This window comes from Streptomyces sp. NPDC053076 (genome assembly GCF_044546845.1).
Taxonomy (GTDB): Bacteria; Actinomycetota; Actinomycetes; order Streptomycetales; family Streptomycetaceae; genus Streptomyces.
Map to the genome: position 1 here is coordinate 1,193,594 of NZ_JBITZL010000001.1, position 13,520 is coordinate 1,207,113.

Sequence of the window (13,520 nt, forward strand, 5' to 3'; positions counted from 1 at the left end):
CGGGGTCGGCCGGCCCGCCGGAGTCGGGCCGGCCGACCGGCTCAGTCCCGGCCGCCCTTGTCGGTCGCCGGCCAGACGCCCGTCGAGCGGGCGATGGCCTTGGCGCCGGTGCGGTCCACGGCGCTGCGCACCACCGCGAAGATGGCGCCCTGGACCGCCGCGGCCAGCAGGATCTCACCCCAGCCGCGGTCCGGGTCCAGGGCGTCGGGCGCGTCGTCCTCGTGCCGGATCGCCTTCCACGCCTGTCGGAAGGCCATCCCGGCCAGTGCGCCGCCCGCCCAGCTGAGCACGAATCCGACCGGTTGGTAGGCGAGAGGGAGCTTCTTCTTCTTGTTCTTGGCCATGGGTGACTACTTCCTCGTCAGACGTCCCTCATGCGGGCTGTCCCTGTGGGGCCACTCGTTCGCCCGGCGGCACCGGTCCCGGCGGCGTGCCCTCACCGAACGGCCGGCCACCCAGTTCCTCGCGGTGGTGCGGACCCAGCCACCCGGCGAGATCCGGGCCGAGCGGCACGATGCCGGTGGGATTGATGCCGGTGTGCACCTGGTAGTAGTGGCGTTTGATGTGGTCGAAGTCGACCGTGTCGCCGAATCCCGGCGTCTGGAACAGATCCCGGGCGTACGCCCAGAGCACCGGGTGCTCCGCCAGCTTCCAGCGGTTGCACTTGAAGTGGCCGTGGTAGACGGCGTCGAACCGGACCAGGGTGGTGAACAGCCGGATGTCCGCTTCGGTGAGGGTGTCACCGACCAGATACCGCTGTCCGGACAGGCGTTCGCCGAGCAGTTCCAGCCGCCGGAAGACCCCGGCGCACGCCTCCTCGTACTCCTTCTGGTGCGTGGCGAAGCCGGCCCGGTACACCCCGTTGTTCACGTCCTCGTACACGTCGGCCATCACCTGGTCGATCTCGTCGCGCCGGCCGGCCGGATAGAGGTCCGGCGCACCGGCGCGATGCAGGGCCGTCCATTCGGTGGCCAGGTCCAGAGTGATGCGCTGGTAGTCGTTGGTGACCAGGCGCCCGCTGGGGACGTCCACCATCGCGGGCACGCTCACCCCGCCCGGGTAACCGGTCTCCCGCTTGTCGTACGCCTCGCTCAGGAACCGGATGCCGAGCACCGGGTCCCGGCCGCCCGGGTCCAGGGTGAACCGCCAGCTGCGGTCGTCCTGGACCGGATCGGCGACCGCCAGTGAGAGCGCGGGTTCCAGCCCCAGCAGGCGGCGCGAGATCACCGCCCGGCTCGCCCACGGGCAGGCCCGGGAGACCACCAGCCGGTAACGGTCAGCCGCCACCGGCCAGCCGTCCCGGCCGTCGGCGGTGATCCGGTCGCCGAAGTGGCTCCTGGACCTCTTGAACGTGCGGTGTCCGTAAGCGCTGTTGCCGTCCTCGCCCATCTCTCCTCCTCGCCGCCCGGGTTCTCCTGCCCGACGCGTTCCCCGTTTCGCGCGGCCCGCACGGTGTGAGCCGCCCGGTCGGGGGCAGTCGGCGAAGGGTGAGCGGGACATCCTCGGAACGGGAGACGGCCGCACGTACGGCCGAGAACAGCGCAACGCGACCGGTACACGCCTCGGGTCCGGAAACACCACCGGCACCCGACGGGGACGGCGGAGCGCGAACGGCGGACACCAGGAGCGGGGCGGCGCCACCGGCGCGGCCCGGCTCCAAGGCCGACCGGCACACCAAGGTCACCGTCCTCGTCGCGCTGGGCGCCAATCTGGTGATCGCCGTGGCCAAGGCGGTCGGTGGCATCCTCGCCGGCTCGCCGGCGCTGCTGTCCGAGGCCGCGCACTCGGTCGCGGACAGTCTCAACGAGGTCTTCCTGCTGGCCGCCCTGCGCCGCAGCCGCCGTCCGGCCGACAGCCGGCACCCGTTCGGTTACGGCAAGGAGCGCTTCTTCTGGTCCCTGCTCGCCGCCGTGGGCATCTTCGTGATGGGCGGCTGCTTCTCCTTCTTCCAGGGCTTCGAGGCCCTGCGCGGCGGGGCCGAGGAGAAGTTCAGCGGCTATGTGGCGGGTCTGATCGTGCTGGGCGTGGCACTGATCGCCGAGAGCCTGTCGCTGCTGCGGGCCCTGCACCAGGTGCGCCGGCAGGGCGGCGGCCTCGGCGGACTGCGGGATCCGGCGCTGCGCACGGTGGTCGCCGAGGACGGCACGGCGGTGATCGGTGTGACCCTCGCCATGATCGGCATGGCCCTGCACATGGCGACCGGGCAGGTCGTCTGGGAGGCGTCCGCCTCGCTGGCGATCGGTGTCCTGCTGGTCTACGTCGCCTACCGGCTCGGCCGCGACGCACGTGCCCAGCTGATCGGTGAGGCGGCCGACCCCGAGATGAGCGGCCGGATCCGGGCACTGCTGCGGGCACAGCCCGAGATCGACAGCGTCGAGGCTCTGTTCACCATGAAGATGGGCCTCGACTCCACCCTGGTCGCCGCGCGCATCGACCTGGTCCCGGGCCTGGACAGCGAACGGGTCGAGGAGGTCGCCGTACGCATCAAGCGGTCCCTCGCCCGGACGTTCCCCGACACCGACCAGATCTTCCTCGATGTCACCGACCGGCCCGCGGACGAGGCACACGAAAGCCCCGCCGCGACGGGGGAACGCGGCGGGGCCTGACGCACGAGTGCCCGCGGGGGAGCCGGTTCACACGTGCCGGGAACAGATTTTTCTGAAACGGGCCGGTGCCCGGCCTGAATCGGCCGCTCCCGGCGGACCGGCTCCCGGCGCAGCGGTCACCACCGGATCAGCTCCCGTCGAGAGGTTCCAGCACGAAGAGCGGGATCTCCCGGGACGTCTTCTGCTGGTAGTCGGCGTACGGCGGAAACGCGGCCACCGCCCGCTCCCACCACTCGGCCTTCTCCGCCCCGGTGATCTCCCGGGCCCGCATGTCCCGCTTCACCGGGCCGTCCTGAAGCTCGACGTGCGGGTCGGACTTGACGTTGAAATACCAGACCGGATGCTTGGGCGCACCGCCGAGGGAGGCGACCACCGCGTACCGGCCGTCGTGCTCCACCCGCATCAGCGGTGTCTTGCGGATCTTCCCGCTCTTCGCACCCCGCGTGGTCAGCACGATCACCGGCATCCCCGTGTCGCGCAGCGTCGTGCCCTTCGTCCCGCCGGAACTCTCGTACAGCTCGACCTGCTCGCGCACCCACTGCGTCGGGCTGGGCTCGTACTCGCCGTCAAGAGGCATTTCCTGCTGTCCCTTCGTCGGTCCAACGAACGTCCGCCACGGTCAACACCGAAGGCGGCCGGATGCATCCGTACCGCGTGCCGCGTCCGCCGACGGGGTGATCACCCCGGGATCGTCACGCCGTTCCCGGCGCACGGCACATGATCTCCGTCCCGATCACTGCCCGCCCGGGCAGCGGACCACCCCTGCCGTTCGCCCTGCGCCTCACCGTCCGGGAGGGCATGGTCGTGCGGCATCATGAGAAGGAAGGACGGTCCCGCCGTAGGACGAGGGCAGTCCCGTCCGGGCCGCGCCTCCGCCCGGGGCTGAGGGCGACCCCGGCCGCGGACCCCCCGTCGGCCTACCCTGGTCGGCGGACGGCGGCTGGTTCCCGTCCCTGGGACCCACGGTGCTTCGGCCAGATCACCTGGGTCACCGAAGTGGCCGAACTTCGGGTCGACCCATAGATGCCCGGGGCATCTAATGAAGATCGGCACGACGCACTTCCTTCGTCTGCGAGGTCTTTCCATGACGGAACTGACGGACACCACCGGCCCGGCTGCCTTGCCCGACCCCGTCGCCTTCCCCCAGGACCGCACCTGCCCCTACCACCCGCCCACCGGCTACGACCCGCTGCGCGACGGGCGACCCCTGTCCCGCGTCACCCTCTACGACGGCCGAGAAGTCTGGCTGGTCACCGCACAGGCCACCGCCCGTGCCCTGCTCGCCGACCCCCGCCTGTCCACCGACCGCCGCCGCTCCGGCTTCCCCGTGCCCACGCCCCGCTTCGAGGCCGGCCGCGACCGCAGGGTGGCCCTGCTGGGGATGGACGACCCCGAGCACCACCGGCAGCGGCGCATGCTGATCCCGTCGTTCACCGTGAAACGCGCCGCCGCGCTGCGCCCCTCGATCCAGCGGGTGGTGGACGAACTGCTGGACGCGATGATCGAGCAGGGCCCACCGGCCGAGCTGGTCTCCGCCTTCGCGCTGCCCGTGCCGTCGATGGTGATCTGCGGCCTGCTCGGCGTGCCCTACGCCGACCACGAGTTCTTCGAGGAACAGTCCCGCCTGCTGCTGCGCGGCCCCACCGGCGCCGACGCCGTGGAGGCCCGCGACCGGCTGGAGCAGTATCTGGGCGGGCTGATCGACGCCAAGACCAAGGACGCCGAACCCGGCGACGGCATCCTCGACGACCTCCTCCACAACCGGTTCCGCGAGGGCGAGCTGGAACGGGCCGACCTCGTGTCGCTCGCTCTCATCCTGCTGGTCGCCGGGCACGAGACGACCGCCAACATGATCTCCCTGGGCACCTACACCCTGCTCCAGCATCCCGACCGGCTGGCCGAACTGCGCGCCGACCCCACCTTGCTGCCCGCCGTCGTCGAGGAACTGCTGCGCATGCTCTCCATCGCCGACGGGTTGCAGCGGGTGGCGCTGGAGGACATCGAGATCTCCGGCACCACGATCCGGGCGGGCGACGGCGTCCTCTTCGCGACGTCGGTGATCAACCGTGACACGTCCGTGTACGAAGACCCCGACGGCGTGGACTTCCACCGTTCCGACCGCCACCACGTGGCGTTCGGCTTCGGCATCCACCAGTGCCTGGGCCAGAACCTGGCCCGCGCCGAACTGGAGATCGCCCTCGGCAGCCTGCTCGCACGGCTGCCCGGGCTGCGGCTGGCCGCCCCGGCGGAGGACATTCCCTTCAAACCCGGCGACACGATCCAGGGGATGCTGGAACTCCCCGTCACCTGGTAGGAGGCTCTGCTCATGCACATCGACATCGACAAGGACGTCTGTATCGGCGCCGGGCAGTGCGCGTTGGCCGCGCCGGGCGTCTTCACCCAGGACGACGACGGGTACAGCGTGCTGCTCCCCGGCAGCGAACACGGCGGGGACGACCCGATGACCCGGGAGGCGGCCCGCGCCTGCCCGGTGAGCGCGATCACCGTGCGGGAAGGCGTCGGCTGACGGCCCGGCGGCCCGGCGGCGGCCACCGCCGTACCGCCCGAGGGTGGCCGAGGCGGCGACCGCGCTAGCGCACCTTGCGGACGTACGCCGCGCTGCCCGGCGTGGACACGTTCCGGTCCCGGCGGACGATGCTCAGCCGGGCGCCCCAGTGGGCGCGGGCGGCGCGCAGGCCGCGGTCGGTGTACTCGATGTCCACCACCCGGTCGTCGAACGCCTTCGCGTACACCTCGCACTCGTCGTACTGCCCGCACTCCTCCGCGACCGCGAAGTCCAGCCCGGCCCGCTCGCGCCGCCCGGCCAGTTCCGCGGTGTTCTTCTGGGCGATCGCCAGGTGGCGAGCGTGCGCGTGCCGGGAGAGCAGGGTCATGAACGCGGTCGCGTCGGCCGTGGTGAGCAGCCGGTGGGAGCGGGTGTAGCTGTCGTAGTTGTCGGGCTCGACGGCGTCGAAGCCCTTGTCCGCGCAGCCGTCGATCCACCGGTTCACCCGCCGCGCCACCCGTTCCCGTCGGGCGGGAGTGCGGATGTCCAGCAGCGGCTCGTTCCAGTCCTCGTCGATGACGACCCTGCCGCGCGCGTCGCGCAGCAGCAGGTCGGCCGGCCAGGAGGAGCGCTCGGCGGGCTGGGCCTGGAACGCGTTGACGTAGCAGATGTTGTACAGGCCGGGCGCGGGGGAGTCGGACCGGTCGCGGCTGACGATCCGCACACCCGCGGGCGGGGGATAGCCGCCGCCGATCTGGTAGTCGAACCCGGCGCCCCGCGGGGGCAGCCGGACCGTGGGGGGTTTCGGCGAACCGCTCTTCTCGCGGTCGCCGGACGAGCAGCCGGTCAGGGCCGTCACCGCCACGATCAGTGCCGTTGCCAGGGCGCCCGGGGCGGTGCGTGACCCCCAGGCGCGGAGAACACCCTTGGGGGGCAAGTCCGCTCCATCCTGCCCACGCCGGGCGGCGCGGCACGTGTCAGGATCAAATCCCCCGGGCCCTCCGGTCGTCAAGTCGGCCCCTGGCCACGTCGTAGGCTCGATGGTGACCGTCGTCCCGAAGGCAGGAGCAGCAACGATGCAGTACGTGAAGCTCGGTTCGACCGGCCTGGACGTCTCGCGGATCTGTCTGGGCTGCATGACCTACGGGCTGCCGGACCGCGGCACGCACGAGTGGACCCTGGACGAGGAGGCGTCCCGTCCGCTGATCCGGCAGGCGCTGGAGGCGGGCATCAACTTCTTCGACACCGCGAACGTCTACTCCGACGGCACCAGCGAGGAGATCGTCGGCAAGGCCCTGCGGGAGTTCGCCCACCGTGACGAGATCGTGCTGGCCACGAAGGTGAACGGCCGGATGCGGCCCGGCCCCAACGGAGCCGGTCTGTCCCGCAAGGCCATCATGACCGAGATCGACCACAGCCTGCGCCGCCTGGGCACGGACTACGTCGACCTCTACCAGATCCACCGCTACGACCACGCGACGCCCGTCGAGGAGACGATGGAGGCGCTGCACGACCTGGTCAAGGCGGGCAAGGTCCGTTATATCGGGGCGAGTTCGATGTACGCCTGGGAATTCTCCAAGGCGCAGTACACCGCCGAGCGGCACGGCTGGACGAAGTTCGTTTCCATGCAGAACCACTACAACCTGCTCTACCGCGAGGAGGAGCGGGAGATGCTGCCCCTGTGCGCGGACCAGGGGGTCGGTGTGCTGCCGTGGAGCCCGCTCGCCCGTGGCCGGCTCACCCGCGACTGGGGCACGGTCACCGAGCGCAGCGCCAGCGACGACTTCGGCAGCCGGCTGTACCTGGAGAGCGACCGCGCGATCGTCGAGGCCGTCACCCGCATCGCCGCCGACCGGGGCGTGCCGCGCGCCCAGGTGGCCATGGCCTGGCTGCTGCACCAGGAGACGGTGGCCGCCCCCATCGTCGGCGCGGCCACACCGCGGCACATCGAGGACGCGGTGGCCGCCGTCGAACTGGAGCTGAGCGACAAGGAGACCGAGGAACTCCAGCAGCCCTACACCCCGCGTGCCGTGAGCGGCCACTGACCGCACGCGGGCCGTGTGCGCGGCGCGAACGGCAATGAAGGGGGGAATTGGCCGCCCTTGACGAAACGTCAACAATGCCCTTGACGAAACGTCAACAGAGAATCCGCGGTGGGAAATCCCGAGAATCGCGAGATCTCTTGTTCGGGCGTGTTCGGCTGTGCGAAAGTGTGCGCTGTCGGCGAGCAGGAACATACATTCCCGCGTATGTGCCAGGCCGCTCCCCGTTCGCCCCCACGCTTCGAAAGAGCCTGTTCAGGCGGACGTCCGAGCTGCCTCACGACCTTCCCCATACCGAATGGTATGGACTAATTCCGTAAGTGCGTTGGAGGAATACGGCCGTGACCGAGGAAGGCCCGTCGGACGAAGAGCTGAGCGCCGAACTGAAGAAGTGGACGGGCGCGTCACCCGCACTGCACCCCGTCGGCGAACTCCTCGACCGGCACTGGGCGGCGGCCTTCGCCTACGCCCGGTTGTGCACCGACGGGCCGCGCGCCGCGGGCATGCTCACCACCGCCGCCTTCACCCGGCTCTTCGGCGCGTCCCTCCGGCAGGCCGGCCCGAGCGCCGCCTGGCGGCCCCAGGTACTGGTCACCGTCCGCCGTATCGCCGCCGAGTGGGACGCCGACGACCGCCGGGCGCACCTGCACCCCGCCCTGCGCACCGGCACCGGCGCGGGCGAGCGGGCCGCGGCCCGGCTGCTGCCGCCGCCCGGCCGGCGACTGCTGTCCCGCGCCTTCCAGCGGGTGCCCGAGACCTCCCGCGCCGTGCTGTGGCACATCGAGGTCGAGGCCGAGCCCCTGGCCGTGCCCGCCGCGCTCCTCGGCCTGGACGAGGAGGCCACCCGCCTCGAACTCCGCCGCGCTCACGAGCGGTTGCGCGAGGAATGCCTCCAGGCGCACCGCGAACTCGCCCCCGGGAACGAGTGCCGGCGCTATCTGCGCATGCTGGACGTGACCTTCCGGCGCGGCGGCATCGACATCGACCCGGACCTGCGACAGCACCTGTCCGGCTGCGCCCACTGCGGCCGGACCGCCGAGCAACTCGCCCGGTTCAACGACGGCCTGGGCCGCGCGCTGGCCGAGGCGGTCCTCGGCTGGGGCGCCCTCGGCTATCTGGAGTCCCGGGCGGCCCGCGCCGAGGAGCCCACCGCGCCGGCCCCGCCCGCCGCCGCCGTCGTGCGGGCCGACGGGGATGCCGTCGTGTCCCGGGGCGGGGACACCAGCGCGTTCCGAGACGGGGACACCAGCGCGTTCCGGGGCGGGCCTGCCGGTGCGCGTGCGGCATGGGAAGACTTCGCGTCCGCCGAACCCGCCACACCCGCCGCGCGGGACGAGGCGAGCGCCGGGAGGGCCCGTCGTCGGCCGGCCGGCCGCGGCGCGTCGTCCGCCCGCCGCCGAGCGGGCACATCCCCCGGCACCGCCGAGGGTGCCGGGCCCGCCCCCGCCCCCGGCCGTTCCGTGCAGCGCGCCGCCCGGCGGGCCCGGCGCCGCAACCTCGCCCTGGCCGTCGGTACCGTCAGCGGCCTGGTCGTCCTGCCCCTGGTGCTGTGGTCGGTGCTCGGCTCCGACGGCACCCCCGCTCCCGCCGCCGGCACGCCCTCCCGGACGCCGGGCAAGGACGCGGCCTCACCGGGGAAGGGCTGGACCGGTACGCACGTGGGCACGCAGGGCGCCCTGCGCGGCAGGCTGCACAACCTCGCCTCCGGACTGTGCGTCGGCGTCGTCGGCGAGAAGGCCGTCCAGGGTGCCGAGACCGAGCTCACCGCCTGCGCCGCCACCGCCACCCAGCAGTGGACGTACGAGACCGACGGTCTGCTGCGCAGCGCCGCCGCCCCCGGCCTGTGCCTGGACTCCCGTCTCGGCTACTCGGTCCGCCTCGCCCCCTGCGCGGCCACCGGCGGTGCCGCCCGCGGCATCCGCTACGACTTCACCCTCCAGGGTGTCCTGGTGCCGCGCTGGAACCAGGAGTTGGCCCTCACCCCGGCCGCCACCGACGGCTCCGGTGCCCTCGTGCTCAAGATCCGGGCCCCGGGGACCGCCCAGCGCTGGTCCGTCGACACCGCCCACGCGGACCTGCGCATGGAGAACGTCAACTGGGGCAGCGACAGCACCCCGGTACCGGTCGGCGGCGCACCCCGCGGCACCTCCTGGGCACCGGTCACCGCCACTGCGTCAGCAACTGGGCGGGCCCGTGTCGAAGCCACGCCGGCGACGCCCGGCCCGGCACCGTCGCCGACCGTCACCGGCGACCCGTGCACGGTGGACCCGGAGTACTGCGACCGGGGCGGTGGCGGCCGCGGTGGGCACAGCTGGGACGGTGGGCGCCGGCAGCGCTGAGTCAGGGGTGGTGCGGCGGCGGGGGCGGGATGGTCCCCAGCCCCGGGGCCGGTTCCGGCCACACCAGCAGCACCGGGCAGGGCGCGTGGTCGACGGCGAACCGGACGGCCGGGCCGAGGCTCTTCGGCCCCAGCCGGGACCGGTCCCCGTCCCGGGCCAGCACCAGCAGCCCCGCCCCCTCCGCGGCGGCCACCACCTCTCGCTCGACCCGGCCCGACCGCTCCTCACGCGTGCAGGGCCGGCCCAGCCGCTCGGCCGCCGCCCCGAGCAGTGACGCCGCCGACGTCCCCCCGAGCGTCTCCAGCCGGTCACCCGGATCCCTCCCCCAGCCTTCGGCCGGCAGGTGCCCCGATGGATGCCCGCGCCCGAGGAGACCGGCGAACGCACCGTGCGCCACCGCGGGCACGTCCGGGCCGCTCACATGGAGCAGCACCACCTCCGCGTCGTCCGGCGCATGGGCGCGCACGGCGTCCACGCACGCGGGCCAGGTGCCCTCCACCAGCCAGGCGATCACCCGCATCTTCTTCGGCCTCCCTCCGCTCCCGCACACCCCTAGAGAACCCGCAACGACCCCCACAGTGCCACCACCGCGACGGCGAGGGAGGACGGCACGGCGAGCAGACCGAGCCGGGTGAACTCCCCGAGGTCCACGTCATGCTCGTGCTGGTGCACGATCCGCCGCCACAACAGCGTGGCCAGCGACCCGGCGTAGGTGAGGTTCGGGCCGATGTTCACCCCGAGCAGCACCGCGAGGACCGCGCCCGGCCCGGCCGGTGCCGCCAGCGGCAGCAGGACCAGCACCGCGGGCAGGTTGTTGATCAGGTTGGCCAGCAGGGCGGCCAGCGCGGCCGTGCCGAGCAGCGCGGGCAGCCCGGTGCCGCCCGGCATCACATGCCCCAGGACGTCCGCGAGCCCGTTGTCGACCACCGCCCGCACCACGATGCCCAGCGTCAGGACGAAGGCCAGAAAGGCCGGGGCCGCCGCCCGCACGACCGTCAGCGGCGTCGCCCTGCGCCGCACCAGTGCCCGCCCGGCCAGCACCAGCGCGCCCGCGGCCGCCACCCAGGCCGGTTCGACGCCGAACGCCGACGCCACCACGAACCCGGCCAGCGTGCAGCCCACGGTCACCACCGCGAACAGCGGCAGCCGTGGCGCCTCGCCGGTGTCCCGGTCCGCCGGGGCCGCCGCGGCGAGGTCCCGGGCGAAGAACCCCCGGAACACCAGGTACTCGACCCCGATCGCGGCCAGCCACGGCAGCGCCATCAGTGCCGCGAACCGGGTGAAGCTCAGCCCGCTCGCCGCGAACGCCAGCAGGTTGGTCAGGTTGGACACCGGAAGCAGCAGCGACGCCGTGTTCGACAGATGCGTGCAGGCGTAGACATGCGGCTTGGGCCGCATGCCGGTGCGCGCGGCCGTGGCGAAGACCACCGGCGTGAGCAGCACGATCGTCGCGTCCAGGCTGAGCACGGCGGTGATGGCCGACGCCAGCGCGAACACCGCCGTCAGCAGCCGCACCGGACGGCCCGCCGCCCACCGCGCCGTCCACGCCCCGCACGCCTGGAAGAGCCCCTCCACGTCGCAGAAGTGGGCGAGCACCAGCACCGCCGCCAGGAAGCCGACCACCGGACCGAGCCGCTCCGCCTCGGCCCGGGCGTGGTCGAGCGAGATCGCCCCGGTGGCGACGGCGATCCCGGCGGCGGGCACGGCCATGACCGCCTCCGGCCACCCGAAGGGCCGTACGACGGCCCAGGCCAGCACGGCGACCAGCAGAACGGCGGACAGGGCCTCGGCGAGCGGGGAGTTCAGGGCGGGTCCTTCCGGAAATCGATCACTGCGTGCCCACCCATGAAAACAGACGACCTTGAACGGACTACGACGACCGGCTGCCCGCCGCGCCCAGGAACTCCGCCCAGCCGCCTGCCGGTGACTGCCCGGGCGGGAGCGTGCGCAGCGTGCGCAGCACCGCCGGGTCCTGCGCCTCCAGCCAGGCCACCAGCTGCTTGAAGGACACGAAGCGCACGTCGTCGTACGCGGCCATCCTTGCCATGGCCTCCTCGACGGCGTCCATGTAGATGCCGCCGTTCCAGCGTTCGAAGTGGTTGCCGATGAAGAAGGGGGCGCGGTTGCTCTCGTAGGCCCGCCGGAAACCGGCCAGATAGGTGTCGCGGGCCTGGGTGCGCCAGGCGTCGTACCGCGCACGGTCGCCGAGCGGGCTGCCGCCGGACTGGTTGAACATCATGTTGTAGTCCATCGAGAGCACCTGGAAGGAGTGCCCGGCGAACGGTATGGACTGGAGCGGGAAGTCCCAGATCCGGCCGCCCTGCACCTTTCCCGGCCAGACCTGGAGCCCGCCGGGGGAGCTGGCGTCGTACTTCCAGCCGAGCGCGGCGGCGGTCGGCAGCAGGTTCGCCTGACCCTCAAGGCACGGGGTACGGCCACCGATCAACTCCTTGCGGTAGTCGAAGGGGAGCGGGTCGAGGTCGGTGAAGCCGGTGTTGGTCCTCCACTTCGTGACGAAGTCCACCGCCTGCTCGATCTCGCTGCGCCACTCGGCCGGGGACCAGTTGCGCACCCCGGTGGCACCGCAGAAGTGCCCGTTGAAGTGGGTGCCGATCTCGTGTCCCTCCAGCCACGCGGCGCGCACCTGCTGGAGGGTGGCGTGGATGTGCCGGTCGGCGAGGTAGCCGATGTCCGAGGCGCCGACCGGGTGCTGCGGCGGCCGGTACAGGTGCTTCTTGGACTCGGGCAGGGTGTAGACGCCGCTGAGGAAGAACGTCATCCCGGCGCCGTGGTCGGCGGCCACCTTGCGGAACCGGGAGAACAGCTGGTTGCTCAGTTCGCCCGCTCCGTCCCAGGAGAACACCACGAACTGCGGGGGCCGCCGGCCCGCTTCCAGCCGTACCGGCTTCGGCTGGTGCGGCTGGACACCGGTGTCGGCGGTGGAGCCGTCGCCGATCGGCCGCACGGGCCGGGCCTGCGCGGTGCCCTTGCCGTCCGCCGGGTCCGCTCCGGCCGACCGCAGGCCGGTGCCGGAGGAACAGGCGGCCAGTGTCCCGAGGGCGCCCGCCGCCGCTCCCGCCGTGAGTACCCGCCTGCGTGAGATCGCGCTCATCTTCTCCCCGATTCCCTGGTCCTGGCCCTCGCGGGGCCCGTTCACATGCGGTCGACCGGGTTCGATGACCGAGGACCGGGGAAAGATCGCGGCCGGCGGCGCCTGTTGCCGTCCTGTGACAGTTGTGGCGCCGTCATGACGAACCCCGCTGCCTCGGGGGTGGTGGCAGCGGGGTTCGCGCGAGAGGGGCGCCGGCTCAGGGGCCGGTGCCGGGGCCGAGCACCGTCAGCCGGACGGACGAGGAGTTCCCGGAGACCGGCACCGGGCCGCCCGACCAGGTCACCTTCAGCGGGTCCCGCTCGTCCGGCGGGGTGACCAGCAGGGCGGCCGGCGTGGCCTGCTTCGCCCCGCTGACCCCGGGGTTGGAGAAGGTCAGACCGGTCCAGGCGCTCTGCCCGGGCCTGAGTGTGACGGTCACCGTGGAGCCGGGTTCCCGCCGGGGGTCGGCACCGAGCTGCCCGCCGGAGCCGTTCACGAACGCCGCGCCCGGATATCCGCGCAGGGTGCAGGTGCGGCCGGACCTGTTCGTGAGCACCACGGGGAAGTTCTCCTGGCCGGCACCGGGGTCGTTGCGGCCCACGGCGGCACCCAGCTCGGAGGTGTGGCAGCGGGAACCGCTCGCCGTGGTCGCCACCGGCGGGGTCTTGGCACCGCCCGTGGAAGCCGCCGTGGGGCGCGGCGAGCCGGTGGCCGCGGGGGCGGAGGCCGAGGCGGAGTCGGACGGTACCGAGACCGAGGCGGACGCGGAGCCGCTCTTGCCGTCCCGCGCGGGCGCCGCCGTACCGGAGGCCGTGATCGGCGGATTGCCGTGGACGTCCTCGCCGTTGCCACAGGCGGTCAGGAGGCCCAGCACGGCAACCGTGCCCACGAGCAGGGCCCCGCGCGGCGCGGACCGGGGAATGTACACCATGTCGC

The 13,520-nt window shown here is 72.8% G+C and carries 13 protein-coding genes; 5 read left to right on the forward strand and 8 right to left on the reverse strand.

Translation table 11 applies throughout. The features are described 5' to 3' along the window. Positions 1-41: 41 nt before the first annotated feature. Both ACIGYR_RS04890 and ACIGYR_RS04895 read right to left on the reverse strand, forming a co-directional pair. Positions 42-344 (reverse strand): DUF4235 domain-containing protein, encoded by a 303-nt coding sequence (locus ACIGYR_RS04890; RefSeq protein WP_391837701.1) that lies wholly within the window; start codon positions 342-344, stop codon positions 42-44. A 28-nt stretch (positions 345-372) separates the two neighbouring features. Beyond that, complete coding sequence (locus ACIGYR_RS04895; RefSeq protein ID WP_399603074.1) at positions 373-1,389, reverse strand: glutathione S-transferase family protein; 1,017 nt, start codon at positions 1,387-1,389, stop codon at positions 373-375. A gap of 98 nt (positions 1,390-1,487) precedes the next feature. Here ACIGYR_RS04895 and ACIGYR_RS04900 point away from each other — a divergent pair, with 98 nt between their 5' ends. Continuing rightward, a complete protein-coding gene (locus ACIGYR_RS04900; protein ID WP_399603076.1) occupies positions 1,488-2,606 on the forward strand; it encodes a cation diffusion facilitator family transporter in 1,119 nt (372 codons plus the stop codon). 127 nt (positions 2,607-2,733) lie between these two features. Here ACIGYR_RS04900 and ACIGYR_RS04905 read toward each other — a convergent pair whose 3' ends face one another. After that, positions 2,734-3,183, reverse strand: a complete 450-nt coding sequence (locus ACIGYR_RS04905) for a nitroreductase family deazaflavin-dependent oxidoreductase (protein ID WP_391837695.1) — start codon at positions 3,181-3,183, stop codon at positions 2,734-2,736. 507 nt (positions 3,184-3,690) lie between these two features. Here ACIGYR_RS04905 and ACIGYR_RS04910 point away from each other — a divergent pair. Together ACIGYR_RS04910 and ACIGYR_RS04915 are read left to right on the forward strand one after the other, a co-directional pair. Next, positions 3,691-4,920 (forward strand): cytochrome P450, encoded by a 1,230-nt coding sequence (locus tag ACIGYR_RS04910; RefSeq protein ID WP_399603079.1) that lies wholly within the window; start codon positions 3,691-3,693, stop codon positions 4,918-4,920. Between the two features lie 12 nt (positions 4,921-4,932). After that, positions 4,933-5,133, forward strand: coding sequence for a ferredoxin (locus ACIGYR_RS04915; protein ID WP_399603082.1), 201 nt, complete (start codon positions 4,933-4,935; stop codon positions 5,131-5,133). A 64-nt stretch (positions 5,134-5,197) separates the two neighbouring features. Here the strand turns inward: ACIGYR_RS04915 and ACIGYR_RS04920 are convergent, their stop codons facing one another. Next, positions 5,198-6,049 carry an endo alpha-1,4 polygalactosaminidase gene (locus ACIGYR_RS04920; RefSeq protein ID WP_391837689.1) on the reverse strand — a complete coding sequence of 284 codons (852 nt, stop codon included), beginning with the start codon at positions 6,047-6,049 and terminating at the stop codon, positions 5,198-5,200. A gap of 139 nt (positions 6,050-6,188) precedes the next feature. On the opposite strand from ACIGYR_RS04920, the gene ACIGYR_RS04925 reads away from it, so the two are divergent. Further along, positions 6,189-7,157: an aldo/keto reductase gene (locus ACIGYR_RS04925; RefSeq protein ID WP_399603086.1), complete on the forward strand. Its 969-nt coding sequence runs from the start codon at positions 6,189-6,191 to the stop codon at positions 7,155-7,157. Positions 7,158-7,495: 338 nt separating this feature from the next. After that, a complete protein-coding gene (locus ACIGYR_RS04930) occupies positions 7,496-9,493 on the forward strand; it encodes a ricin-type beta-trefoil lectin domain protein (RefSeq protein WP_399603089.1) in 1,998 nt (665 codons plus the stop codon). Between the two features lies 1 nt (position 9,494). Here ACIGYR_RS04930 and ACIGYR_RS04935 read toward each other — a convergent pair whose 3' ends face one another. The 4 genes from ACIGYR_RS04935 to ACIGYR_RS04950 all read right to left on the reverse strand — a co-directional run bounded on the left by ACIGYR_RS04935 (position 9,495) and on the right by ACIGYR_RS04950 (position 13,515). Continuing rightward, positions 9,495-10,013 carry a universal stress protein gene (locus ACIGYR_RS04935; protein ID WP_399603092.1) on the reverse strand — a complete coding sequence of 173 codons (519 nt, stop codon included), beginning with the start codon at positions 10,011-10,013 and terminating at the stop codon, positions 9,495-9,497. A gap of 32 nt (positions 10,014-10,045) precedes the next feature. After that, positions 10,046-11,299 (reverse strand): SLC13 family permease, encoded by a 1,254-nt coding sequence (locus ACIGYR_RS04940; RefSeq protein ID WP_399603246.1) that lies wholly within the window; start codon positions 11,297-11,299, stop codon positions 10,046-10,048. A gap of 64 nt (positions 11,300-11,363) precedes the next feature. Beyond that, positions 11,364-12,605 (reverse strand): hypothetical protein, encoded by a 1,242-nt coding sequence (locus tag ACIGYR_RS04945; protein WP_399603095.1) that lies wholly within the window; start codon positions 12,603-12,605, stop codon positions 11,364-11,366. Positions 12,606-12,801: 196 nt separating this feature from the next. Continuing rightward, positions 12,802-13,515 (reverse strand): DUF4232 domain-containing protein, encoded by a 714-nt coding sequence (locus tag ACIGYR_RS04950; RefSeq protein WP_399603098.1) that lies wholly within the window; start codon positions 13,513-13,515, stop codon positions 12,802-12,804. Between the last annotated feature and the right edge of the window lie 5 nt (positions 13,516-13,520).

What these genes read in the sequence shown, in the direction of transcription:
- ACIGYR_RS04945 (WP_399603095.1), bottom strand. Translation starts at nt 12,605, where the DNA reads ATGAGCGCGATCTCACGCAGGCGGGTACTCACGGCGGGAGCGGCGGCG.
- ACIGYR_RS04910 (WP_399603079.1), top strand. Translation starts at nt 3,691, where the DNA reads ATGACGGAACTGACGGACACCACCGGCCCGGCTGCCTTGCCCGACCCC.
- ACIGYR_RS04915 (WP_399603082.1), top strand. Translation starts at nt 4,933, where the DNA reads ATGCACATCGACATCGACAAGGACGTCTGTATCGGCGCCGGGCAGTGC.
- ACIGYR_RS04950 (WP_399603098.1), bottom strand. Translation starts at nt 13,515, where the DNA reads ATGGTGTACATTCCCCGGTCCGCGCCGCGCGGGGCCCTGCTCGTGGGC.
- ACIGYR_RS04890 (WP_391837701.1), bottom strand. Translation starts at nt 344, where the DNA reads ATGGCCAAGAACAAGAAGAAGAAGCTCCCTCTCGCCTACCAACCGGTC.
- ACIGYR_RS04935 (WP_399603092.1), bottom strand. Translation starts at nt 10,013, where the DNA reads ATGCGGGTGATCGCCTGGCTGGTGGAGGGCACCTGGCCCGCGTGCGTG.
- ACIGYR_RS04895 (WP_399603074.1), bottom strand. Translation starts at nt 1,389, where the DNA reads ATGGGCGAGGACGGCAACAGCGCTTACGGACACCGCACGTTCAAGAGG.
- ACIGYR_RS04905 (WP_391837695.1), bottom strand. Translation starts at nt 3,183, where the DNA reads ATGCCTCTTGACGGCGAGTACGAGCCCAGCCCGACGCAGTGGGTGCGC.
- ACIGYR_RS04925 (WP_399603086.1), top strand. Translation starts at nt 6,189, where the DNA reads ATGCAGTACGTGAAGCTCGGTTCGACCGGCCTGGACGTCTCGCGGATC.